This is a genomic window from Novosphingobium sp. NFX11 (assembly GCF_057376415.1).
This window is the reverse complement of the sequence record NZ_CP080384.1, coordinates 1,817,532-1,839,836: the sequence shown is the minus strand read 5'-3', so window position 1 is coordinate 1,839,836 and position 22,305 is coordinate 1,817,532. Positions and strand designations below refer to the sequence as shown.

General features: G+C 66.8%; 21 protein-coding genes and 1 pseudogene. 11 read left to right on the top strand and 11 right to left on the bottom strand.

Going from position 1 to position 22,305, the window contains the following annotated elements; genetic code table 11:
* Positions 1-7: 7 nt before the first annotated feature.
* Positions 8-1,416: pseudogene (locus KZO24_RS09350) on the top strand (efflux transporter outer membrane subunit).
* Between the two features lie 116 nt (positions 1,417-1,532).
* On the opposite strand, the gene KZO24_RS09345 reads toward KZO24_RS09350, so the two are convergent.
* Positions 1,533-1,700, bottom strand: coding sequence for a DUF1674 domain-containing protein (locus KZO24_RS09345; protein ID WP_271181692.1), 168 nt, complete (start codon positions 1,698-1,700; stop codon positions 1,533-1,535).
* A gap of 54 nt (positions 1,701-1,754) precedes the next feature.
* Between KZO24_RS09345 and KZO24_RS09340 the strand changes: the two genes are divergently transcribed.
* Complete coding sequence (locus KZO24_RS09340) at positions 1,755-2,987, top strand: RsmB/NOP family class I SAM-dependent RNA methyltransferase (protein ID WP_486486096.1); 1,233 nt, start codon at positions 1,755-1,757, stop codon at positions 2,985-2,987.
* 91 nt (positions 2,988-3,078) lie between these two features.
* Here KZO24_RS09340 and KZO24_RS09335 read toward each other — a convergent pair whose 3' ends face one another.
* Positions 3,079-3,987, bottom strand: coding sequence for a M48 family metalloprotease (locus KZO24_RS09335; RefSeq protein ID WP_271181690.1), 909 nt, complete (start codon positions 3,985-3,987; stop codon positions 3,079-3,081).
* 117 nt (positions 3,988-4,104) lie between these two features.
* On the opposite strand from KZO24_RS09335, the gene KZO24_RS09330 reads away from it, so the two are divergent.
* Positions 4,105-4,731, top strand: a complete 627-nt coding sequence (locus KZO24_RS09330) for a TetR family transcriptional regulator (protein WP_271181689.1) — start codon at positions 4,105-4,107, stop codon at positions 4,729-4,731.
* Positions 4,732-4,763: 32 nt separating this feature from the next.
* Here KZO24_RS09330 and KZO24_RS09325 read toward each other — a convergent pair whose 3' ends face one another.
* Positions 4,764-4,916, bottom strand: a complete 153-nt coding sequence (locus tag KZO24_RS09325; protein ID WP_486486095.1) for an amidohydrolase family protein — start codon at positions 4,914-4,916, stop codon at positions 4,764-4,766.
* A gap of 155 nt (positions 4,917-5,071) precedes the next feature.
* On the opposite strand from KZO24_RS09325, the gene KZO24_RS09320 reads away from it, so the two are divergent.
* From KZO24_RS09320 to KZO24_RS09310, 3 genes are all read left to right on the top strand, one after another.
* Positions 5,072-5,335 carry a hypothetical protein gene (locus tag KZO24_RS09320; RefSeq protein ID WP_486486094.1) on the top strand — a complete coding sequence of 88 codons (264 nt, stop codon included), beginning with the start codon at positions 5,072-5,074 and terminating at the stop codon, positions 5,333-5,335.
* A 773-nt stretch (positions 5,336-6,108) separates the two neighbouring features.
* Positions 6,109-7,089, top strand: coding sequence for an NAD(P)H-dependent flavin oxidoreductase (locus KZO24_RS09315; protein WP_271181687.1), 981 nt, complete (start codon positions 6,109-6,111; stop codon positions 7,087-7,089).
* Positions 7,090-7,318: 229 nt separating this feature from the next.
* Positions 7,319-7,891 carry an enoyl-CoA hydratase-related protein gene (locus KZO24_RS09310; RefSeq protein WP_486486093.1) on the top strand — a complete coding sequence of 191 codons (573 nt, stop codon included), beginning with the start codon at positions 7,319-7,321 and terminating at the stop codon, positions 7,889-7,891.
* Positions 7,892-8,027: 136 nt separating this feature from the next.
* On the opposite strand, the gene KZO24_RS09305 is transcribed toward KZO24_RS09310, so the two are convergent.
* A complete protein-coding gene (locus KZO24_RS09305) occupies positions 8,028-9,269 on the bottom strand; it encodes a CaiB/BaiF CoA transferase family protein (RefSeq protein WP_271181685.1) in 1,242 nt (413 codons plus the stop codon).
* A gap of 144 nt (positions 9,270-9,413) precedes the next feature.
* On the opposite strand from KZO24_RS09305, the gene KZO24_RS09300 reads away from it, so the two are divergent.
* A complete protein-coding gene (locus KZO24_RS09300; protein ID WP_486486092.1) occupies positions 9,414-10,289 on the top strand; it encodes an SDR family NAD(P)-dependent oxidoreductase in 876 nt (291 codons plus the stop codon).
* Here the strand turns inward: KZO24_RS09300 and KZO24_RS09295 are convergent.
* Together KZO24_RS09295 and KZO24_RS09290 are read right to left on the bottom strand one after the other, a co-directional pair.
* On the bottom strand, positions 10,192-11,103 hold the full coding sequence (locus KZO24_RS09295) for a GGDEF domain-containing protein (protein WP_271181683.1): 912 nt from the start codon (positions 11,101-11,103) through the stop codon (positions 10,192-10,194). The two genes, KZO24_RS09300 and KZO24_RS09295, sit on opposite strands and share 98 nt — an antisense overlap.
* A gap of 128 nt (positions 11,104-11,231) precedes the next feature.
* Positions 11,232-12,272: a substrate-binding domain-containing protein gene (locus KZO24_RS09290; RefSeq protein WP_271181682.1), complete on the bottom strand. Its 1,041-nt coding sequence runs from the start codon at positions 12,270-12,272 to the stop codon at positions 11,232-11,234.
* 173 nt (positions 12,273-12,445) lie between these two features.
* Here KZO24_RS09290 and KZO24_RS09285 point away from each other — a divergent pair, with 173 nt between their 5' ends.
* Complete coding sequence (locus KZO24_RS09285) at positions 12,446-13,633, top strand: acyltransferase family protein (protein WP_271181681.1); 1,188 nt, start codon at positions 12,446-12,448, stop codon at positions 13,631-13,633.
* Positions 13,634-13,801: 168 nt separating this feature from the next.
* Here the strand turns inward: KZO24_RS09285 and KZO24_RS09280 are convergent, their stop codons facing one another.
* The 5 genes from KZO24_RS09280 to KZO24_RS09260 all read right to left on the bottom strand — a co-directional run bounded on the left by KZO24_RS09280 (position 13,802) and on the right by KZO24_RS09260 (position 18,722).
* Positions 13,802-15,370, bottom strand: coding sequence for a thiolase C-terminal domain-containing protein (locus KZO24_RS09280; protein ID WP_486486091.1), 1,569 nt, complete (start codon positions 15,368-15,370; stop codon positions 13,802-13,804).
* A gap of 98 nt (positions 15,371-15,468) precedes the next feature.
* Positions 15,469-16,389, bottom strand: coding sequence for a TIGR03619 family F420-dependent LLM class oxidoreductase (locus KZO24_RS09275; RefSeq protein ID WP_370425286.1), 921 nt, complete (start codon positions 16,387-16,389; stop codon positions 15,469-15,471).
* Positions 16,390-16,543: 154 nt separating this feature from the next.
* Positions 16,544-17,248, bottom strand: a complete 705-nt coding sequence (locus KZO24_RS09270; protein WP_271181678.1) for an alpha/beta fold hydrolase — start codon at positions 17,246-17,248, stop codon at positions 16,544-16,546.
* A gap of 118 nt (positions 17,249-17,366) precedes the next feature.
* Positions 17,367-18,119 (bottom strand): SDR family NAD(P)-dependent oxidoreductase, encoded by a 753-nt coding sequence (locus KZO24_RS09265; RefSeq protein WP_271181677.1) that lies wholly within the window; start codon positions 18,117-18,119, stop codon positions 17,367-17,369.
* Positions 18,120-18,233: 114 nt separating this feature from the next.
* The gene (locus KZO24_RS09260; RefSeq protein ID WP_271181676.1) at positions 18,234-18,722 is read right to left on the bottom strand and encodes a flavin reductase family protein; all 489 of its coding nucleotides are present in this window, start codon (positions 18,720-18,722) and stop codon (positions 18,234-18,236) included.
* A 395-nt stretch (positions 18,723-19,117) separates the two neighbouring features.
* Here KZO24_RS09260 and KZO24_RS09255 point away from each other — a divergent pair, with 395 nt between their 5' ends.
* The 3 genes from KZO24_RS09255 to KZO24_RS09245 all read left to right on the top strand — a co-directional run bounded on the left by KZO24_RS09255 (position 19,118) and on the right by KZO24_RS09245 (position 22,299).
* Positions 19,118-20,542, top strand: a complete 1,425-nt coding sequence (locus KZO24_RS09255) for an aldehyde dehydrogenase family protein (RefSeq protein ID WP_271181675.1) — start codon at positions 19,118-19,120, stop codon at positions 20,540-20,542.
* Between the two features lie 73 nt (positions 20,543-20,615).
* Positions 20,616-21,128: a hypothetical protein gene (locus KZO24_RS09250; RefSeq protein WP_271181674.1), complete on the top strand. Its 513-nt coding sequence runs from the start codon at positions 20,616-20,618 to the stop codon at positions 21,126-21,128.
* Positions 21,129-21,156: 28 nt separating this feature from the next.
* Positions 21,157-22,299, top strand: a complete 1,143-nt coding sequence (locus tag KZO24_RS09245; protein ID WP_271181673.1) for an acyl-CoA dehydrogenase family protein — start codon at positions 21,157-21,159, stop codon at positions 22,297-22,299.
* Positions 22,300-22,305: the final 6 nt, after the last annotated feature.

Below are 22,305 nucleotides of genomic sequence, written 5' to 3'. Positions count from 1 at the left end.
CGCCGCGATGGCGCTGGCGCTGTCCGCCTGCGCCACCGCCGGGCCGGACTATCATCCGCCCGAGAACGCGGTGTCCGGCACGCCTTCGGCGCAGGGGGACTTCGTCGCGGCGCGCGATCCCGCCTTCGCGCAGGCGCCGCTGCCCGACCGCTGGTGGAGCCTCTACGCCGATCCCCGCCTCGACGCGCTGGTGGAAGAGGCGCTCACCGCCAACGCCGACCTGCGCGCCGCCGAGGCGAACATCCGCAAGGCCGAAGCGGTGCTGCGCGAGACGACCGGCGCGCGGGCGCTGAGCACCACCGTCAGTTCCGATGCCGATCTCGAGCGCGACTATTCCACCCAGTCGGGCGGGACCAACATCCCCGGTGTCGTGACGTACGACCTTGGCCTCTCGCTGAGCTATCCGCTCGACCTCAACGGCAAGCTGCGGCGCGCGGTCGAGGGGCGCAGGCGGACCGCGAGGTGGTCGAGGCGGCGCGCGATGCGGTGCGGATCAGCGTGGCGGCGGCGACCGCCAAGGCCTATGCCGACGTATGCGGCGCCAATTACCAGATGGCGACGGTCCAGAAGGTGATCGTGCTGCAGCAGCAGACGCTGGATGCCACCACCCGGCTGCAGCGCGGCGGGCGCGGCACCGCCTTCGACGTCAGCCGCGCGCGTACCGCGGTGGACACCAGCCGGGCCAGCCTGCCCGCCTTCGTGGCGAAGCGGCAGGGCGCGCTGTTCCTGCTGGCGACGCTGCTCGGCCGGGCGCCGGCGGACTATCCGCAGGACGTGGCGAGCTGCTCGGTCCTGCCGCGCCTCGCCCAGCCGATGCCGGTCGGCGACGGCGCCGCGCTGATCCGCCGCCGTCCCGACATCCGCCAGGCCGAGCGCACCATCGCCGGCGATACCGCGCGCATCGGCGTGGCGGTGGCGGACCTCTACCCGAGCGTCTCGATCGGCGCGGGCGTCGCCAGCAGCGGGCAGTTGCAGAACCTCGGCAAGTCCGACAGCTTCGGCTTCAGCCTTGGCCCGCTACTGAGCTGGAGCTTCCCCAATCGCCCGATCGTCAAGGCGAAGATCGATGCCGCCAAGGCGCAGGTCGATGTCGATCTCGCCAAGTTCGATGCGACCGTGCTCTCGGCCCTGCAGGGCACCGAGACGGCGCTGGAAACTTACGCCCGCGATCGGGACAAGGCCGCATCGCTGGGCCGCGCGAGCGACAGCGCCGGCATATCGGAAGGGCAGGCGGCCAAGCTGTTCCGCTTCGGGCGCAGCGACTTCCTCGACCTCCTGAGCGCGCAGGGCAGCCTCGCCTCGGCGCGGGTGAGCCATGCGGCGGCGGAAGCGGCGCTGGTGGACGACCAGATCGCCGTGTTCCTCGCGCTCGGCGGTGGCTGGGGGCAGGGGGAGGGGCAGGGGCAGGGCCAGTAGAGGCCATTCATCCACCATCGTCATTGCGCGCAAAGCGAAGCAACCCAGGGCGGTTTAATACTGCCCTGGGTTGCTTCGCTTTGCTCGCAATGACGGAAGGCGGTTTTCCAGCCTCCTCAGAAATCGATCGCGATGCCCTTCTGTACCCAGTCGCCGTAGCGGGTGGGTGAAAGGCCGTCGGGGTCCTGCTCGTCCTTGGCCTTCACGGGCGGGGGAGCGGGGTCGTTGTTCCAGTGAGCGGGCTTGGTGAAGGCCGCCGGACGTTCAGTGGCGCGCTTGGTCATGGACCCCATGTGGTGCGGGTGGCGGAAAAAGGCAATCCGGTATAGGGGCCGACGATGGACATACCCGGACTTCCTGCGCGCCGTGCCGCGCTCAACCTCATCGATGCCGTTCTGCGCAGGGGCGAGACGCTCGACCAGGCGGGCGGTTCCGCGCTCGCGCGCATCAAGGGCGATGCCGACCGCGCGCTCGCCCGCGCCATCGCCGGGGAGGTGCTGCGCTGGCGCGCCGACCTCGATGCGCTGATCGACTCCGCCACCCGCCTGCCGCTGGCGGACGACGCCAAGGCGCGCGCCGTGCTGCAGATCATGCTGGCGCAAGTGCTGCGGCTGGAGACGCCCGCGCACGCCGTCATCGCCACCGGCCTACCGCTGCTGATGGGCGGCCCGCGCCGTCTGGCGCACGGCGTGTTCTCGACCCTGACCAAGCGCGCCGTGACGCTGCCCGAAGTGCCGACCCTGCCCGAGCCGGTCATGGAGCGCTGGGGCATCCGGGCTGAGACGATCGCCGCGGGTCTCGCCGTGCCGCCGCCGCTGGACCTTGCGCTGCGCGATGCGGGGGCGACGGCGGAGTGGGCCGAGCGCCTCGGCGGCATCTCGCTGATGCCGGGTCATGTGCGCCTGCCGCGCGGGATCGCGGTGGAGCACCTCGAAGGTTTCCGCGAGGGTGCGTGGTGGGTGCAGGATCTCGCCGCCAGCCTGCCCGCGCGCATGCTCGGTGCGGGTGAGGGCCGGTCCGTGCTCGATCTTTGCGCCGCGCCCGGCGGCAAGACGATGCAGCTTGCGGCGGCGGGCTGGAAAGTGACCGCGCTCGACAACGCCAAGCGGCGGCTGGAACGCCTGCGCGAGAACCTTGAGCGCACCGCGCTGGAGGCGGAGGTGGTGCTCGCGGATGCCTTTACGTGGGAGCCGCAGGAGAAGTTCGACGCGATCCTGCTCGACGCGCCGTGCACGGCGACGGGCACCTCGCGCCGTCATCCGGACGTGCTCCACCGCATCGCGCCGCGCCAGATCGAGGAGATGGCCGAAATCCAGACGCGGATGCTGGCGCGGGCGGCCGAGTGGCTGAAGCCCGGCGGCACGCTGGTTTACGCCGTGTGCTCGCTGGAGCAGGAGGAAGGCGAGGACCGCGCGGCCGACGTCGAACTGACGCTTGCGCCGATCGCGGCAGCGGAACTGCCCGAGGGTCTTTCGCCGACCGGCGAGGGCTGGCTGCGCACCGATCCGGGAATGCTGGCCGAGGCGGGCGGCCTCGACGGCTTCTTCATCGCGCGTTGGGTGAAACCCTAAGTCGTCATTGCGAGCGCAGCGAAGCAACCCAGGGCAGTCTCAAGCCGCCCTGGATTGCTTCGCTGCGCTCGCAATGACGAGGTGTGCGGCTTCAGCGCCGGTTCGGATCGAGCGCCGACCGGCCACGCGTCGCGCTACTGCGCGGCACCGAAGCCATAGCCGGACGCGGGGGCGCCGCCCCGCCGTCCATCGCCATCAGCGCGGCGATGCGCTTCTCGGTCGCCGGGTGAGTCGAGAACAGGTCCGACACCGACGAGGGCACGATGTAGAGCTGCGCCGCCGCCGGGTTGCGCTCGACGGTGGGGTTGCGCAAGTGGGCGGCGGGCCCGGCGATCTTCTGCAGCGCCGAGGCCAGCGCGCGCGGGTTGCCGCTGATCTCGGCGCCCGCCTTGTCGGCGCCGTATTCGCGGGTGCGGCTGATCGCCATCTGCACGATCATCGCCGCGAACGGCGCCATGACCATCGCCGCGATCGCGGCCATCGGATTGGGGCGGTCCTCCGAATTGCCCATGTGGCCGAAGAACATGCCGAAGTTGGCGATCATCGAGATGGCGCCCGCGATCGTCGCCACCATCGTCATCACCAGCGTGTCGCGGTTCTTCACGTGGCCCAGTTCGTGCGCCATCACGCCCGCCACTTCATCGCGGCTGAGCATGTCGAGCAGGCCCGTGGTCGCGGCGACGGCGGCGTGCTCGGGGTCGCGGCCGGTGGCGAATGCGTTGGGCGCCTCGGTGTCGATCACGTAGACGCGGGGCATCGGCAGCCCGGCACGCTGCGCCAGTTCGGCGACGAGGCGGTGGAACTCGCTCTCCGGGCCGACCTCGCGGGCGTTGTGCATCTTCAGCACGATGCTGTCCGCGTTCCAGAAGGTGAACAGGTTCATGCCCGCCGCCACGAGCAGCGCGATGATGGCGCCGCCGGTTCCGCCCAGCATGTAGCCCAGCCCCATGAACAGCGCCGTCAGCGCCGCCAGCAGCATGGCCGTCTTCATTCCGTTCACTTTCAATTGTCTCCTTGAGCGTTTGTCCCGGCGAGATCTAGGGTCGGGCGGGAGGGTTTCAATGGCGCCCGCCGTTCCCGACACATGCAGTCACGCAAGCGAAACCGGCAGGAAAGATTGACCGCTCCCGATCCGAAACCGAAACGCCGCCGCCGCTCCTCCGAGGAAGTGGCCGACCGCATCCTCGAAGCCGCCGCCGAGGAGTTCGAGGCCTCGGGTTATGCCGGGGCGACGACTGCCGCCATCGCCCGCCGCGCCGATGTGACCGAGGCGCAGATCTTCCGCTTCCACGACAGCAAGCAGGCGCTGTTCCGCGCGGCGATCTTCACGCCGCTGAACCGTCACTTCGCGGATTTCCAGGCGCGGACCGCCGGAGCGGGCGAGGGCAAGGACGTGGCGCGGGCCTACATCGGCGAACTGCTCGATTTCATGGGCAGCCATTCGAAGATGTTCCTCTCGCTGGCGGTCGCCAACGCCTATTCGCCTGAGGCTTTGGGCGGGATCGAGGCGCTCGACGGGTTGCAGGACTACTTCCGCAAGGGCGAGGCGATGAGCCAGGCGCGGGTCGGCGACGCACCCCGGATCGCGCCGGAACTGATGGTGCGCGTGTCGTTCGCGGCGGTGCTGGCGAACCTGATGTTTCGTGACTGGCTGTTCCCGCCCGGCATGGCGAGCGAGGCTGAGATCAGGGACGCCATCGCGGCTTTCGTGATCCAGGGGATCGAAGCGAACGGGCCGGTGTAGCGCCATTCCCCCCGAGCTTGCTCGGGGAGGAATTAGACGTCGAAGCCGAACACCCTTGCCGCGTTCTCCGACAGTGTCGTGCGGGTGTCCTGCGGCGTCAGGTCCGCCGTCATCTTCAGCGCCACGTCGCGAGAATGCGGCCAGATCGTCGCCGAGTGCGGGTAGTCGGACGAGAACATCGTCATCTTCGCCAGCCACGGCCAGAGCCCGGTCCAGAATCATCTGGTAGCCGCAGTAGTCGTCCACGTTGGTGGTGAAGACGTTGCGGCCGATAAACTCGGTGGGCGAATGCCTGAGCTTCACCGGATGCCACGAGTTCTGGATTTCCCAGTGATGCTCCATGGTCTGCACCCAGAACGGCGCCCAGCCGCAGTCGACCTCGGCGCCGACCATCTTCAGGTTCGGGTACTGGTCGAAGATCCCTGCGAAGATCAGGTACGAGAACGGCTTGAGGCACGAGAAGTACCGCGTCACGATCCCGCCGATGGAGACCTTGTCCTCCTGCAGCCGGTCCCAGTCGGTGGCATCGGGCGGGCCGCCGTGGTTGCGGTGCATGCACAGCGTCAGCCCCAGTTCGTCCGCCGCCTGCCAGACGGGGTGGTAGTGCGTGGGGTGGTTGTAGGGGATCGTCGGATTTCCGGGAATGTACATCGCCCGCGCACCCTTCCTCGCGCAGCGGCGCATCTCGGCGACGGCGTGCTCGATGCCGAGTTCGGTCGGATTGATGGCGAGGCCGCAGAGGCGCTTGGGGTCGGCGGACTGGAAGTCGTCGAGGATCCAGTCGTTGTAGGCGACGAGATCCGGCGGCAGCGACTTCCGGATCGGGATGGGTATAGAACGACGGGCTGAAACCCGGATAGGTCACCGAGGCCCATACCCCGTCGATGTCCATATCCGCGAGATGCGCGGCGCCATCGTAGTTGCCCCGCCTGAGGTCCGCGTGGCGCAGGCCGGACATGCGGTATTCGCTCTTGTCGTAGCCCGCCATGCATTCGAGGCCGTAGGTGCGCTTGGGCGGCGTGCCGTCCATGCTCCAGCCTTCGCCGCCGTCGCGGCCCTCGATCACGCGCGGTGCCTTGTCCTTCAGGTGGGAGGGAAGCGGTCGATGAACAGGTTGCGGGGTTCGTTGATGTGGTTGTCGGCGCTGATGGCTTGATGCCCAGTTCCTCGATCCGATCCTGAACAGGTTCCAGAGCGGCGGTTGCCATGGCGATTCTCCCTTCTCGTTTGCAGGGGATCATACGCTTCCGAAATTATGTAGCAAGCGCTTGGTTATTCGCTGGCGCGATGCCCGCTCGCTCCCGCACCCGCTGCTTGAAGCCCCGCGCCGCATGACATAGCCCCGCATGCAACCATCGATAGGGAGCAGCGAGAACCATGCCATTCAAGACCCGCGTGACCGAGATGCTCGGCATCGAACATCCGATCGTCCAGGGCGGCATGCAGGGTGTCGGCTATGCCGAACTGGCGAGCGCGGTGTCGAACGCCGGCGGCCTCGGCACCCTGACCGCGCTGACCCAGCCCAGCCCGGAGGCGCTGCGCGAGGAGATCGAGCGCTGCCGCTCGATGACCGACAAGCCCTTCGCGGTGAACATCACCGTCCTGCCCACGATCCTGCCGCCCGACTACAAGGCTTACGCGCAGGCCGTGATCGACGGCGGCGTCAAGATCGTCGAGACCGCGGGCACCCAGCAGGTGCGCGAGATCTGGGAGATGGTGAAGCCCCACGGCGTCACCGTGCTGCACAAATGCACCGCCGTGCGCCACGCGCTTTCGGCCGAGAAGCACGGCTGCGACATCATCTCGATCGACGGCTTCGAATGCGCCGGGCACCCCGGCGAGGATGACATTCCCGGCCTGATCCTGATCCCCTCGGCGGCGGACAAGGTGAAGATTCCGATGCTGGCGAGCGGCGGGATCGGCGACGGGCGCGGCCTCGTCGCGGCGCTGGCGCTGGGGGCGGAGGGCATCAACATGGGCACCCGCTTCTGCGCCACCAAGGAAGCGCCGATCCACGACAACGTGAAGGCCAGGTACGTCGAGAACGACGAGCGCGGCACCAACCTCATATTCCGCAAGTTCAAGAACTCGGCGCGCGTCGGCAAGAACGACGTGTCCGACGAAGTGGTCGCGATTTCCGAACGGCCCGACTCGACTTTCGAGGATATCCGCCACCTCGTCGCGGGCGCGGTGGGCCGCGAGCTACTGCAGAGCGGTGATCTTACCAAGGGCATCTTCTGGGCCGGGATGGTGCAGGGCTTGATCCATGACGTGCCCACCTGCAAGGAACTGATCGAAAGGATCGTTGGCGAGGCCGAGGCAATCGTGAAGGAACGCCTGGGCGCCATGCTCGCCTGATCGACGGAGAGGGAGATTCCATGAGTTACGAGCACATCCTCTATTCGCTGGAGGACGGCGTCGCGCGCATTTCCCTCAACGATCCCAAGACCATGAACGGCGTCACCGAGGCGATGGGGCTTGAGATGGTCCACGCCCTCGACGTGGCGGCGCGCGATGCCCGCGCGGTGCTGCTGACGGGGAGGGCAAGGCGTTCTGCTCGGGCGCGAACCTTGCGGCGGCGCAGGATATGCTGGCCGATCCCATGCGCGATATCGGCGGCCAGCTCGACCGCGCGTTCAACCCGGTCATCATGCAGATCAAGACGATGGAGCAGCCGGTCGTCACCGCGATCCGCGGGCCGGCGGCGGGCTTCGGTGCGGGGCTGGCGGCGGCAGGCGACGTGGTGCTGATGGCGGAAGGGTCGTACTTCTTCTGCGCCTTCTGCCACGTCGGCCTCGTGCCCGATGGCGGCGCGACCTACCTGCTGGCGCAGGCGGTGGGCCGGGTGCGCGCCGTGCAGATGATGCTGCTGGGCGAGAAGGTCGATGCCAGGACCGCGCTCGACTGGGGCCTTGCGACCAGGGTGGTGCCCGAGGACGACCTCGACGCCGAGGCGATGAAGCTGGCGAAGCGGCTGGCCACCGGCCCGCGCTCGCTCGGCCTCATCAAGCGCATGGCGTGGGACGCGCTGGATTCCAGCCTTGAAACCGCGCTTCAGGCGGAACGGCGCGGCCAGCGTGAGGCGGGGCGGACCGAGGACTTCCTCGAAGGTGTCAATGCGTTCCTCGAAAAGCGCAAGCCCGCGTTCAAGGGACGCTGAGGCTATATCCTCCCTGTTGCGCAGCAATGGGGAGGGGGACCGCCGCCGAAGGCGGTGGTGGAGGGGTAGCAGCCCCTCCGTCAGCCCTGCGGGCTGCCAACCTCCCCATTCCTTCGGAACAGGGAGGATTGGGCGTTCACACCACCTTCGCGTCCCGCAGCGCGGCGACTTGCGCCTCGTCGTAGCCCAGCTCCGAAAGGATGGTGTCGGTATGCTCGCCCAGCATCGGCGGGGCCATGCGGATCGTCGCCGGGCTCGCCGACATCTTCGCGAGCGGGCTGGCGATGAGATCGACCGAGCCGCTTTCCGCCCATGCATGCGGCGTCGTCGCCTTCAGGCCGCGATGTTGCACCTGCGGGTCTTCCCAGACGTCGGCCAGTTCATTGTAGCGCGCCGCCGGAATGCCCGCGCCGTCGAGCATGGCCTGAACCTCCAGGGTCGGGAAGCGGCCACTCCAGTCGTTGATGATGGCCATCAACTCGGCGCGATTGGTCTTGCCGCGCTTCAGGTTGGAATCGAAGCGCGGATCGTCGTTCAGTTCGGGCTGATCCATCAGCACCGTCAGGCGGCGCCAGTGCTCGTCGGTGCCGGCGGTGAGGTAGATGATGCCGTCCGCGCAATGGATCAGGTCCGCCGGGCCGCCGCCGTTGCCGCCGTTGCCGAGGCGCGGCGGGGCGTTGCCGCTTATCAGGTAGTCCTGCATGATGTGGCTGACCATCGCCACCGAACTGTCGAGCAGGGCGATGTCGATGTACTGCCCCTCGCCGGAGCGGGTGCGGTGCATCAGCGCGCCGAGGATCGCCAGCGCGGTGTTGTGGCCGGTCACGAAGTCGACGAGGCTGGGGCCGGTCTTGAGCGGGCCGGAGCCCGGCTGGCCCTCGGGAATGCCGGTCACCGCCATCATGCCGCCGGTCGCCTGGAACAGCCCGTCATAGCCCGGCAGCGCCGCCATCGGCCCGGTCTGGCCGAAGCCGGTGACCGAGCAGTAGATGAGGCCCGGGTTGATTGCGCGCAGGCTCTCGTAATCGAGGCCGAAGCGCTTGAGGTCGCCGACCTTGTAGTTCTCGATCAGCACGTCGGCGTTCTTCACCAGATCGCGCAGGATCGCCTGCCCCTCGGGCCGGGAATGGTTCAGCGTGATCGAGCGCTTGTTGCGGTTGGACACGGTGAAGAAGCTGGAGTGCCGCGTCTCGATCCCGTCCTTGCCGGGCACCCACGAGAAGCCGTAGCCGCGCCCGTCGTCGCCCACGCCCGGCCGCTCCACCTTGATGACGTCGGCGCCGAGGTCGCCGAGGATTTGCGCGCCGACGGGGGCGGCGAAGACGCGGCTCATGTCGATGACGCGGATGCCTTCGAGGGCGGCCTTGGGTGTGCTCATTGTGCCTGTTCGCTCGTTGTCTGAGCCTTCTGACTACCCCCGTGCGTCAGCGGGGCAAGGCGGGCTCAGGCAATACCGCCCGGGCGGTTCGACGCCTGCCGGAGCGGCGGCTAACACGGCCTTGCAACGGTGGAGGAAGTCGAAGTGAAGGTAGCGATCATCACGGGTGCGGGCAGCGGCATCGGCCTCGAAACCGCGAAGATCCTGCACGGCGTGGGCTTCGCGATCGTCGGTGTCGGCCGCTCTAAGGACAAGCTGGCGGCGCTCGAGGCGGCGATCGGCAATCCCGACCACGTCCTTGCCATCAGCGCCGACCTGACCGACCCGGCTGCGCCCGGAGCCGTCGTCGCGCAGGCGCTGGCCCGCTTCGGCCGCATCGACGCGCTGGTGAACAACGCGGGCGTCGGCAGCCCCAAGCCGCTCGACGAGACGGACGACGAGACGCTCGACGACTTCCTCGACATCATGCTCGTCGCCCCGTTCCGGCTCTGCCGCGACGTCATCCCGCATCTGGGGGAGGGCGCCAGCGTGGTCAACGTGACCAGCACGTTCGCGCATATCGGCGGACGGCGCGGCGGCGCCTATTCGGCCGCCAAGGGCGGCCTCAAGTCGATGACAGAGCACATGGCCTGCGAATACGGCCCGCGCGGCATCCGTTCCAACTGCGTGGCGCCGGGCGTGACGATGACCGACATGGTGCGCCACCGTTTCGAGGATGAGGGCTTCAAGCGCGCCAACGTCGAGACCACGCCCTATCCGCGCCTGGCGCAGCCGGAGGACATTGCCTCGGTCATCGCGTTCCTGTGCCTGCCGGGGAGCGAGATGATAAACGGCCAGTCGATCGTCGTGGACGGCGGCTGGACGGCAACGAAGTATCTCTCACCCCGCGTTACCCGCACGACATGGGTGGAGCCGGAGGGGCTTAGGCCGCCACCCGCAGCACGTTGCGGCCGCTACGCTTGGCGGCATAGAGGGCGGCGTCGGCGGCTGCGAAGGTGGCCTCCGGCGACCCGCCGATGAAGGCCAGACCGGCACTGACTCCGATCGGGATCAGCGTGCCCTGCCACTCGACCCGGGTGACGAGGCGGTTGATGCGGCGGCGCACGGCGCTTTCCAGCGTTGCGGCGGGCATCGTGGCGGGCAGCAGCGCCGCGAATTCGTCTCCGCCGATGCGGGCGATCAGGCGGGCGCCGGGGAAGGCGGTGGCCAGCCGCTCGCCGAAGCGGGCGATGCAGGCGTCTCCGGCGGCGTGGCCCCAGCGGTCGTTGATGCCCTTGAAGTCGTTGAGGTCGAACATCGCCAGCGCACCGATGCGCGCGAGTCGCTCCGATCCGGCGGGAAGGTCGAGGAACTCCGACTGGAACCGCGCGCGGTTGCCGAGCCCGGTGAGCGGGTCGTTCTCGGCAAGGCGGCGGAGCTGTTCCCATTGCAGGCGCTCCTGCGTGATGTCCTGCTTCATGCCGTAAAGCTGCACCGCGCGGCCGTTCTCCACTCGCGTATTGGCGGCCAGCCGCAACCAGCGCGTCTCGCCGCCCGGCTGGACTATCTGCGCCTCCATCGAGAAGCCGGAGCACGCCTCGATCGCCTGCGCGCGCAGGCGGAGCATGATCTCGCGCGATTCCTCGTGATAGAGGGCGACGGTGTCGCGGCGTTCGAAGTGCATGTCGTGGCTCAGGCCGAAGATGTCGAACACGCCTTCGGTCCATTCGAGCTGTTCGGTCGCAAGGTCACAGCTCCATGCGCTCAGGCCGACCAGCGCAGCGGCCTGAGACACGAGGCGACCGTCGGTCAACGGGCGAATGGCGGTGCGATGCCGGTCAGTCTGCAGATACAAGATTGGCCCCCTTGCGCCATCCATCCGCCAAATGGATCCACAATGGTTTAATCTCTTATGGTAAAATGTTGCCTAACGGAACTGCCATTCATTCGAGCGCTTTGCCCGTTGGGGCAAAGTCGGGAATTTCATCCGATTGGGCCGAGCGAAGCACGCTCCATCAGGTGCGGTTCGAAAGGTTCGAGCGAGGCGGAACTTTCTGCCAGTATCCACTTCGCGGCCTCTTCGCCGATGCGGTTCCACGGCACGTGGACCGAGGCGAGCGGCGGGAGGAGGCGGTGGGCGAGGGAGGTATCGTCAAACCCGACAACGGACAGTGCTTGGGGAACCGGCACATCGTCCTGCGCCGCGGCGTGGAGGACGCCGGCGGCCATCTCGTCGTTGCAGGCGAGGATGGCGGTGGGGCGAGGGCTTATTTCCAAGAGCAGCCGTCCGGCCGCGATGCCGGATTCGAAACTGTTGTCGCCCGGTACGATCAGAGCGGGGCCACGATCGAGCCCGAGTTCGGCCATGGCGTCAAGATAGCCGAGCTCCCGCTGCCGGGCTCCGGCCGAGCTTTCCGGGCCGGCGACGAGACCGATCCGCGTATGGCCGAGCGTCACGAGGCGGCGCACGACAAGTGCTGCGCCGCCGCGCTCGTCGCAGGACAGGCCGGGCTGGGCGCCGACCCGAAGACAGCGCGCCTGTGCGCGGAGGCACAAGTCGGCCAGATCCTCGCGTGCGGAAAGGGGAGGCATCAACACCACGCCCGCGGGCCGGTGCCTTGCCAGTAGCCGTGCGAAAGCTGCGGGGATCCCGTCAGGCTTCATGGCATTCGCGCCCAGAACATGTGGGGCGAACAGATGCGTCCCGGCCTCCACGGCGTTTGCCATGGCTTTTGCCATCGCATCCTGCACGGCGTCCCGGATGGCGTGCTCGCTTCCGTCATGCACAAGCAGCACGAGGGCATGGTTCGCAGGCACCGGATCGGCGCATTCCGGCGAGCGTAATGGCCCGCGAAAGTCGGGAACGTAGGCAGCTCGTTCCATCCCGGCCCGTTCTGTCACGCACGGTTCGATAGCGGCGCGTTCGATCGAACTGGCGGGGCGCCTGCGGGTCGGCCGGGTGGCTACGGTCGTTTCGGGGGACGTCATGCCTGCGATGTTCGGCGTTTCGGCACGGCGTACCAACCACAGTTGCCTCCGGAACCGACGAAATGCGCGGCGGCATCCCGGATACCCTCTGTTACAAGCGCGCGATTGCAGAGCGGTGACAACGCGCCTAATGAGCCCCCGACAATTATACGCCGCTGCATGCGGGCACCCCTGACCCGCGTGGCGGGCCGAAGACTTGACGGATTGCGATGAACCCCGCCCCCAGCCAGCGCCACTACGGAATGGATTGGCTGCGCGTGGGCGCTTTCGTGATGCTGATCTTCTACCACGTCGGATTTTCATTCACGCCCTGGGGCTACCAGACGCCCTCGCGCGGGGTGGTGTGGTGGGCCGAAATCCCGCTGCTGGGACTGAGCGCCTGGCGGCTGGCGCTGCTCTTCGCGATTTCGGGATATGCCAGCGCGGCGCTGTTCGCGAAGGAGCGGGACGCCGGGGCCTTCCTCAAGAGCCGGTTGCTGCGGCTCGGCATACCGCTGCTGTTTGGCCTGACGGTGATCGTGCCGCCGCAGCCATACATGGGACTGCTCAACAGCGGTTACACGCATGGCTACGGCTACTTCCTGTTCCATGATGCCTTCAGCTTCCGCCGGGTCATTCACGAGAACCTGCCGGCGATCATGCACTTGTGGTTCGTGATCTACCTGCTCGCCTACACGGTGGTGCTCTGCGCGGCGCTGATGGTGCTTCCTGCACACTGGCGCGCGGGACTGGCGCGTGGGGCGGAGAAGGTCCTTTCCGGGCCGTGGCTGCTGCCGTTCGGGTGCCTTGCCGTCTACGCCGTGCGCGCGCCGGGTGATGGCTGGACCGACACCCACAGCGTGCTGACCGACTTCTGCGCGCATCTCCATTATGGCGGCATGTTCCTGTTCGGCTACCTCCTGCGCGGGTCCGAGACCTTGCGGCAGGCGATCGCCCGGAAGTGGAAGGCCGCGCTGGTCGTCGGGCTGGCCGGTTACGCCTTCGTGGCGCTGGAAGCGTGGTACTTCCCCGGCAACGTGCGGACGCCGCGCGCGTGGATGGAACCGCTGGATTTCGCCAAGTCGGTGCAGTGCTGGGGCACGGTGATCGCCCTGTTCGGGATCGCCGACCGCTTCTGGAACCGCGACGCGCGCTGGCGGGGCACTCTGGCGGAGGCGGTGTTCCCGGTGTTCATCGCGCACCAGACCGTCATGGTGCTCGTCAGCTACTGGCTGCGCGACAAGGGGCTGACGGCACTGCCGGAATTCCTGGTGCTGTGCGCGACGGTGGCGGGCGGTTCCTGGCTGTTCTACCTCGTCGGGCGGGAAGTCGGCCCGCTGCGCCCGCTGATCGGCCTCAAGCGCGCCAAATCGGTGAAGCGGCCGGGTGCGAAGACGCTGCCGTCGACGGTAGTGTGACGTCGCATTGTAACTTCAATCGTCATTGCGAGCGTAGCGAAGCAATCCAGGGCAGTTTTGAGCCGCTCTGGATTGCTTCGCTACGCTCGCAATGAAGAAGCGTGTCCACGAAAAATGGAAATGCCATCCCCGGCCCCGCAGGAGGAGAGCCCGCGAGGCCGGAGCCGTTCAGTCCTTTGCCAGCAGCAGCGCTGCCGCCAGCGGTCCACCGCCGGACGTAGCCACTGCCACCTTCGGGTCGCCCGGGATTTGCCGTTCGCCCGCATTGCCCCGCAGCTGCGTCACAGCTTCGTGCGCGAAACCGAAGCCATGCAGACGCCCGGCGCCCAACTGGCCGCCCGCCGTGTTGAGCGGCAGTTCGCCGTTTCGCGCGATACGCGTGCCGCCTTCGATGAAGCGGCCGCCTTCGCCCTTCTCGCAAAAGCCCAGGCCCTCCAGCCAGGTAATCGGCAGGTACGCGAAGCCGTCGTAGAACTGCACGGTGTCGACATCGTCGATGGTGTAGTCGGTATGCTGCCACAGGTCGCGGCCCGCATCGTAAGCGGCAGGCCACTCGACCTGGTCCCACGAATAGCGGTCCACCGAGCCTGACATCGCGGCGATGCGGATCGGCTCGCACTTGATCTCGTCGAGGGCGTCGCCCGCCGAGACGATCACCACCGTGGAGGCGTCGGAGAAGCGGTCGCAGTCGTAGAGGCACAGCGGGGTCGAGATCATCCGTGCCGACATGTAGGTGTCGAGTGTCAGTTCCGCCTTGGTGATCGCGCGCGCGCGCGGGTTGAGCATGGCGTTCTTCGAACCGTTGATGGCGATCTGGCCGAGTTGCTCGCGCGTCAGGCCATACTTGTGGACGTGGCGCGCGGCGTATTGCGCGGTCCAGCAGGCGGCCGACGTCGCCCAGAACGGGCTGGTCCACTGCGAGGCTCCCGAGACGGTGTCTGGTCGCGGCGGCATATAGGTGGCGGGGTCGGCCATGCCGCCCGCCTCGTAGACGGTGCGAAAGCACAGGACGTGGCGGCAGATGCCCTGCTTCACCGCCCAGGCCGCCATGCCGATGGCGGAAAGCTGCGCGGGCTGCTCCATGCCGCCCATCTGCCACTTCGACTTGATGCCCAGCGCCTCGATCACCTCGTCGGTGCCGACAGGCGAGAAAGCGAGGTAGCCGTTGACCTTGCCGGGGAAGGAGAACACGCCGTCGATCTGCCCGAAGGTGAGGCCCGCCTCGGCGATCGCCTCCTTCGCGGCGTCGAGCGTCAGCAGCAGCGGATGGCGCGTCAGGCGAACGCCGACCTCGGACTGGCCGACGCCGGTGATGTAGGCTTCGCGTGCCATCAGATCGCTCGCTCGAAGAGGGGATAGAATATGCCGTCCTGTTCCTCGAACAGGACGCGCACGGGGTCGCCGAACGCCACGGCATCGACCGGGCAGTTGACGATGTTGGTGGTGAGGTGAGACTCCCGGCACCCCGTCGAGCGCGACGCGGGCGATGACGTAGGGGACGGGCAGATCCTTGGCCCAGGGCTGGTGGTTGATCGTGAAGGTATCGATCACGCCGGTGCCCGCCACGGCGCTGGCAGCGATGTTCTCCGACTGGCAGTGACGGCACAGGACGCGCGGAGGATGGGTGTACTGCCCGCAGTCGCCGCAGTGTACGATCCGCAGTTCGCCCTCGGCGCCGCCGGTCCAGAACGCAGTGTTCTCCTGATCCAGCTTGGGCCTTGGCCTTGGTGGGCTCATGATCATCTCTCCCCGGCCTTTGTGCCGTTGTGTGCCGTTAAGTGCCGCTGTGTGCCTGAGGTCAAGCATGCCCCGTCAGGCATCGCGGCGACGTTCGCTCAGCGGATGGCGGGCATGATCTCCTCGGCGATCCACTGGGTGTAGTCGTAGTAGGCCGCGATCGCGGGGAGGGCCGGAATGGGTACGGAACTCCATGTAATACCAAGGGATTTCAGCCATCCGAGCCGATCGATGATCTCTTGCTTGGTCTGTCCGGGGCGGGCCGTGGGATCATCGATCACCGCATGACCCTCGCCGACACGGCTGGTGGACATGCCGTAGTAGACGTCCGCCAACTGGCCATTGTAGTCGGGCCGCGATCGGATGAAGTCGATGCGCGCAGGAATGTCCTCGGGCTTGGTCAGGAACGGCCACCAGCCCTGCGCGTAGCGGGAGACGCGCTTGAGGACCGCATCGGCGTCGCCGCCGAACCACACGGGAAGATGGGGTTTCTGCACGGGCTTGGGTTCAAAAGCGACATCTCGGAAGGAAACATATTTTCCTTCGAATTCAGGATTTTCCTGAGTCCACAGGACGATGATCGCCTGGATGTACTCTTCCGCCATGGCACCGCGTTCGTGGAATGGAACGCCCAGCAGTGCAAACTCCTCCTCCAGCCAGCCGACCGCGAAGGTGATCGTCACCCGGCCGCTGGAAAGCCAGTCCATCGTCGACAGCGCCTTGGCCGTGACAATCGGATTCTGGGCGGGCAGAATCGCGATGCACGAATTGACCCGCACCCGCTCGGTCGCTCCGGCGATATAGGCCATCGCGGTGTAGGCGTTGAAGTAGAACGGGCCCGAAAGCTCGATGTGCTTCCGCGGGATGATGTGGTGCTCGGGCACCGCGATCATCTCGAAGCCCAGCTTTTCCGCCCATTTCGCAAGGCGGGTCTGGTCGGCGCCGGTCACTTCGGTTTCCCATGGCTGCATCGTCGCCTTGAGCCGCAGCATGTGTGGCATCGCGAAGCCCAGCTTCATGTCTTTTGCTCTCCTCTCCGCCCTTGTGCGCCGCCGGCCAGTTTGGCTCCGGTCGATCACAATTCGCGCGAGAAGAGTGTCCATTCCCAGCAAGGGCGGCAACGCGATGGCGTCTCCGATCGCATGGGCGATGCGATTGCCGCAGTTTCATTCGTCAAATGAGGAACCGCTCGATCTCCCTTGCAATGACTTCCGGGATTTCGAGGTTCAGCATGTGGCCAGCGCCTTCGTGGTCGATGCGGGTGACGTCCTGGCCCATGGCGGCGATCGCATCGCCGATCATGCGGAAGTCGGCGGTGTCGCGCGCACCGGTCAGCAGCAGGGTTGGGATGGAAAGCTCGCCCAGTCGCTCGCTGTCGGGGAGGGCAGGGTGCTGTTCGTCGAGAACCCACTGGCGACCGTGGAATGCCTCGATCGATGCGCGCATGACGGCTGCGGCAGAGGTGTCACGTAGCGCATCGAACAGCGGATGGCTCCACCACAGGTCTCTCGCCCGCTGCATATCGCCAGCGCGCGCGGCGCGGCCGATGGTCTTCCAGCGTTCGATCCACTCGCTCGTCCATGTCCAGCCGACCATCAGCGGGCTCACCAGCACCAGCCGCCTTATCCGCCTCGGGTGATCGAGCGCGAAGTTGAGGGCGGTCGCCCCGCCCAGCGACATGCCGCAAAGATCGGCCTCGGCGATATCAAGTGCGTCGATCAGGGCGAGCAGGTCGTCGGCGTGGGAGTAGGGACCGCCTTCTGCTTCGGAGGCACCAAAGCCGCGCTGGTCGTAGGTGATCAAAGGGCGGTCGGGGGCAAGCCCGGCAACCAGCTGGTCCCAGTCGCGCCGCGATCCGCCGAAGCCGTGGGCCAGCACCAGAGGCGGGCCTGGACCCTCGCGTCGCTCTCCTGAAAGTACGGCGCCATCTACGGCTATGCGAAACGGAATCGGCATCCCGGCACGCTAGCGCGCGGGGATGCCGTAGCAAGCCCCCTCAGGCCGAGCCCATGTATCGGCCGCCGTTGGTGCTGATCGTCTGCCCGGTCATGTAGCTGGCTTCCTCGGAGGCCAGGAACGCCGCCGCTGCGGCGATGTCCGCCACTTGCCCCAGCCGCCCGACCGGCAGCGAGGCGCCGTAGGCATCCGCGTCGATCGGTGCGCCGCGAAGCATTGGGGTGTCGATCGAGCCGGGCGGAATCATGTTGGCGGTGATGCCGGTCTTGCCCAGTTCCATCGCCAGCGCCTTGGTGAGGCCGAGCAGGCCGCCCTTCGAGGCGACGTAATGGCTTTGCGCGAAGGAGCCCGACTGCGTGGACGAGGAGGTGATGTTGATGATCCGCCCCCAGTTCGCGGCCAGCATGTCCGGCACGATTTCCTTTGTGACCAGCCAAGGGCCCTTGAGGTTCACGCGGATGACTTTGTCGAACTCTTCGTCCTCCACGTCCATGAACGGCGTAAAGGGCGCGATACCGGCGTTGTTCACGAGGATGGTGATGGCGCCGAACTTGCCGCGTGTCTCGTCGGCGGCAGCCTTGATCGCGGCCTTGTCGGAGCAGTCGACGGTGATGGCGAGAGCCTTGCCGCCCGCTGCCTCGATCTGGCACACGGTCTCGGCGGCGCCTTCGGGGTTGAGGTCCCACACGGCGATGGCCGCCCTGTCTTCGGCCAGCCGCAGCGCGATGCCCCGGCCGATGCCCGAACCCGCGCCGGTGACCACGGCGACCTTGCCGTCAAGCGAACGTGTCATGTGAAATACTCTCCCGGATCGTAATGCTGAACATGTGAACAGCATGTAGGTCGGGAAAGTCAAACCGCCGAAGCGATACGTCGTCCCGGAGCGAGGCCAGGACGACGAAAACCCTTACATCTTCTCCGCGAAGCTGCCGTAGCGGCCGCGGTGGAACAGCATCGGTTCGTCCTCGCGCACGGTCTCCATACGCAGGATCTGGCCGAGCACGAACCAGTGATCGCCCGCTTCGGTCACCGAGTAGAGCTTGCACTCGATCGCGGCGATCGAGTCGGCGATGACTGGCAGGTTGTGCTCGGAAACCGCATATTCCACACCGACGAACTTGGCGTCACCCTTGGCGCTGACGGCCTTGCAGACCGGCCCCTGGTCGCTGGCCATGACGTTGACGCAGAAGTGGCCAGCCTTCTCGATCAGCGGCCACGAAGTCGACGACTTGTCGGGGAAGAAGCCGACCAGCGGCGGGTCGAGCGAGACCGAAGTGAAGCTGCCGACGACCATGCCGGCGGGCTTGCCCTCGTCCAGCGCGGTGATGACGCAGACACCGGTGGGATAGCTGCCGAGCACCTTGCGGAATTCTGCCGGATCGATCGTCTCACTCACGCGCCTGTCACCTTTTCCATTGCCCCGGCGGCGACCCCCGCCCACCCGGCTATCTTGGTTGTGTCGAAATCGGGCGGGCATCTCCGGTCTGGAGCGCCTCCGCGATATTGCGGCCCTCTACTGCCCGGAACCCCTGTGCCGGGCAAGGGGCGACGACTATTCTCGGGCAAATCCTCCGGCCATCGATCATTGCGTGATCTGCGCATCAAGATGATGTTTTTGCAACCTTACGATTTAATCGCTCGGTTAATTAAACTTGCGCAGGCCTCGCCAAAGGTGCAGGTGAGCAAGGTGTGTCGGATCGCCTAACTCGGGGAACGAGGGGTGATCCGGATGCCAGCGTAAACGCAGGGTCTGCTGGGCACCTGCGCGCAGAAATCTAAGGGAAGATGCACATGGCTACTGCCGAACTGATCGCCGAAACCCCCGTCGCCGCCGAAGTCGCCGAACTGGTCGCCCGTTCGCGCGCCGCGCAGGCGCAGATCGAGAACGCCACGCAGGAGCAGGTCGATACCTGGATCCGCGGCATGGTCTACGCCGTGTGCAAGCCCGGCATGGACGAGGAAATCGCCCGCGAGACCGTCGAGGAAACCCAGCTCGGCAACTACGAGGGCAAGTTCAAGAAGATCTCGGTCAAGACCCGCGCCACCCTTTACGACATCATCGACGACAAGTCGGTCGGCATTATCGACGAGATCCCCGAGCGCAACATCGTCAAGCTGGCGAAGCCCGTCGGCGTGATCGGTGCGCTCTCGCCCTCGACCAACCCCGAGGCCACCCCGGTCATCAAGGCGATCAGCGCGGTCAAGGGCCGCAACTCGATCATCATCTGCCCGCACCCGCGCGCCAAGTTCATCAACGCCAAGATCTGCAACCTGATGCGCGATGCACTGGTCAAGATGGGTGCGCCCGCCGACCTCGTGATCCCGATCGAGCAGCCCTCGGTCGAAAAGACCAACGAAGTCATGAAGCAGTGCGACCGCATCCTCGCCACCGGCGGCACGCCGATGGTGAAGGCGGCCTACTCCTCGGGCACCCCGGCGCTGGGCGTCGGCGTGGGCAACGCGGTCATCACCGTCGACGACACCGCCGACCTCGATGACGCCGCCGCCAAGATCCTGCTGTCGAAGACGCTGGACTATGCCGCTTCGTGCTCGTCGGACAATGCGGTGATCCTGCTCGACGCGATCTACGACACCATGCTCGAAAAGCTGAAGGCCAAGGGCGGCTTCATCATCGAGGGTGAGAACAAGACCAAGCTGCAGAACGCGATCTGGGAAGACGGCGAGCACATCAACGCCAAGGTCGTCGCCCAGTCCGCGCAGTTCATCGCCGACTATGCCGGCTTCGCGATCCCTGAAGGCACCGCCTTCTTCATCGTGCCCGAAACCGGCTACGGCCCGGACTACAAGTTCTCGGGCGAGAAGATGACCGTCACCATGGCGCTCTACCGCGCCAAGGACATCGACGAGGCGATCCGCCTGACCAACGCCATCCAGGGCTATCAGGGCCAGGGCCACTCCTGCGGCATCTATTCGCAGAGCGACGCCAACATCATGAAGCTGGCCGAAGGCACCAAGACCAGCCGCGTGATGGTGAACCAGCCGCAGTCGGCCTCGAACTCGGGCAACGTGTGGAACGGCATGCGCCAGACCTTCTCGCTGGGCTGCGGTTCGTGGGGCGGCAACGGCACCAACAACAACGTGACGTGGCGCGATCTCATCAACGAGACCTGGGTGTCGAAGCCGCTGGCGCAGCACAAGGTGATCCCGTCGGACGAAGCGCTGTTCGGCAAGGATATCATCGCACTGGTGGGCTGATCTTCGTGCGGCAACCGGGTAGAGGGTGGAGCGTTCCAGCACCTTTATCCGGTGCCGCGCATGGAGATGACCGATGACCCGCACGCTTCCCTTTCTTGCCCTGACCGCCGCGCTGGCGCTGGGTGCCTGCTCGAAGCAGCCTGACGCCACCGCCACCACGGCGGCGCCGACCGAGACCGAGGAAGTGTTCCAGGAATCGCCCGCCCCGGTCGAGGCGAGCGAAGCGGGGCTCGATGCTGGCGGCCTCGGTGCAGATAAGGGGGCGAGCGCATCGGAAATCCCCGAGACGATCCGCGGCCGCTGGGGCCTCGTCCCTGCGGACTGCACCAGCACCAAGGGTGATGCGAAGGGCCTGCTCGAAGTCTCGGCCGACCAGCTCAAGTTCTACGAGTCGGTGGCCAAGCTGGGCGAGATCAAGGAAGCCGGCGAAAGCCGCATCCGGGGCACCTTCGACTACACCGGCGAAGGCCAGAGCTGGACCAACGACGTCGTCCTCGACGTGCAGGACGATGGCAAGACGATGATCCGGCGGGACTACGGCAAGGACGCGATGCCGGGACCGCTTACATACACCCGCTGCGGATGACAGCGCCCATGACGAAACAGGGATAGAGATGACCGAACAGTTTGGCCTCACCGAAGACCAGCTCGCGATCCAGGAAACGGCGCAGCGGTTCACCGCCGACCGGATCACCCCCTTCGCGGCGGAGTGGGACGAGAAGCATCACTATCCCGTCGACGTCTGGAAGGCCGCGGGCGAACTGGGCTTCGGCGCGATCTACGTGTCCGAGGAAAGCGGCGGCATCGGTCTTGGCCGCCTTGACGCGGCGCTCATCATGGAGGCCATGTCCTACGGCTGCCCGGCGACCAGCGCCTATATCTCGATCCACAACATGGGCGCGTGGATGATCGACAAATTCGGCGACCAGCAGCTCAAGGACCGCTACCTGCCCGATCTCGTGTCGATGGAGAAGATCGCGTCCTACTGCCTGACCGAACCGGGCTCGGGATCGGACGCGGCGGCGCTCAAGACGACGGCGCGGCTGGATGGCGACCACTACGTCCTCAACGGCACCAAGCAGTTCATTTCGGGCGCCGGCGTCAACGACGTCTACGTCGTCATGGCCCGCACCGGCGAGCACAAGTCGCGCGGCATCTCGTGCTTCGTGGTCGACAAGGACACCCCCGGCGTCAGCTTCGGTGCGCCGGAGAAGAAGCTGGGGTGGAACAGCTCGCCCACCGCGCAGGTCGTCTTCGAAGACGCGCGCATCCCGGCCGAGAACCGCGTCGGCGCCGAGGGTGACGGCTTCAAGTTCGCGATGGCGGGCCTGGACGGCGGCCGCCTCAACATCGGCGCCTGCTCGCTCGGCGGAGCGCAGCGCTGCCTCGACGAGGCGGTGCAGTATGCCAAGGACCGCAAGCAGTTCGACCAGCCGATCGCCGAGTTCCAGAACACCCAGTTCCGCCTCGCCGACATGGCCGCCGAACTGGAGGCCGCCCGCGCGCTGCTCTACCTCGCCGCCGCCAAGGTGACGGCGGGAGCGCCCGACAAGACGCGCTTCTCCGCCATGGCCAAGCTGATCGCGACCGACACCGGCTCCTCGGTGGTGGACCGCGCACTGCAGGTCTTCGGCGGCTATGGCTATCTCAAGGACTATCCGATCGAGCGCTTCTGGCGCGACTTGCGCGTCCATCGCATCCTCGAAGGCACCAACGAGGTCATGCGCATGATCGTCGGCCGCGAACTCGTCAAGTAAGGGGCC

Bases quoted from the DNA above. Each gene is read 5' to 3' on its own strand.
- KZO24_RS09345 (WP_271181692.1), bottom strand. From the start codon at position 1,700: ATGACCAAGCGCGCCACTGAACGTCCGGCGGCCTTCACCAAGCCCGCT.
- KZO24_RS09340 (WP_486486096.1), top strand. From the start codon at position 1,755: ATGGACATACCCGGACTTCCTGCGCGCCGTGCCGCGCTCAACCTCATC.
- KZO24_RS09325 (WP_486486095.1), bottom strand. From the start codon at position 4,916: ATGACGATGTTCTCGTCCGACTACCCGCACTCGGCGACGATCTGGCCG.
- KZO24_RS09320 (WP_486486094.1), top strand. From the start codon at position 5,072: ATGGTCTGCACCCAGAACGGCGCCCAGCCGCAGTCGACCTCGGCGCCG.
- KZO24_RS09315 (WP_271181687.1), top strand. From the start codon at position 6,109: ATGCCATTCAAGACCCGCGTGACCGAGATGCTCGGCATCGAACATCCG.
- KZO24_RS09310 (WP_486486093.1), top strand. From the start codon at position 7,319: ATGCTGGCCGATCCCATGCGCGATATCGGCGGCCAGCTCGACCGCGCG.
- KZO24_RS09305 (WP_271181685.1), bottom strand. From the start codon at position 9,269: ATGAGCACACCCAAGGCCGCCCTCGAAGGCATCCGCGTCATCGACATG.
- KZO24_RS09285 (WP_271181681.1), top strand. From the start codon at position 12,446: ATGAACCCCGCCCCCAGCCAGCGCCACTACGGAATGGATTGGCTGCGC.
- KZO24_RS09280 (WP_486486091.1), bottom strand. From the start codon at position 15,370: ATGAGCCCACCAAGGCCAAGGCCCAAGCTGGATCAGGAGAACACTGCG.
- KZO24_RS09275 (WP_370425286.1), bottom strand. From the start codon at position 16,389: ATGAAGCTGGGCTTCGCGATGCCACACATGCTGCGGCTCAAGGCGACG.
- KZO24_RS09265 (WP_271181677.1), bottom strand. From the start codon at position 18,119: ATGACACGTTCGCTTGACGGCAAGGTCGCCGTGGTCACCGGCGCGGGT.
- KZO24_RS09255 (WP_271181675.1), top strand. From the start codon at position 19,118: ATGGCTACTGCCGAACTGATCGCCGAAACCCCCGTCGCCGCCGAAGTC.
- KZO24_RS09250 (WP_271181674.1), top strand. From the start codon at position 20,616: ATGACCCGCACGCTTCCCTTTCTTGCCCTGACCGCCGCGCTGGCGCTG.
- KZO24_RS09245 (WP_271181673.1), top strand. From the start codon at position 21,157: ATGACCGAACAGTTTGGCCTCACCGAAGACCAGCTCGCGATCCAGGAA.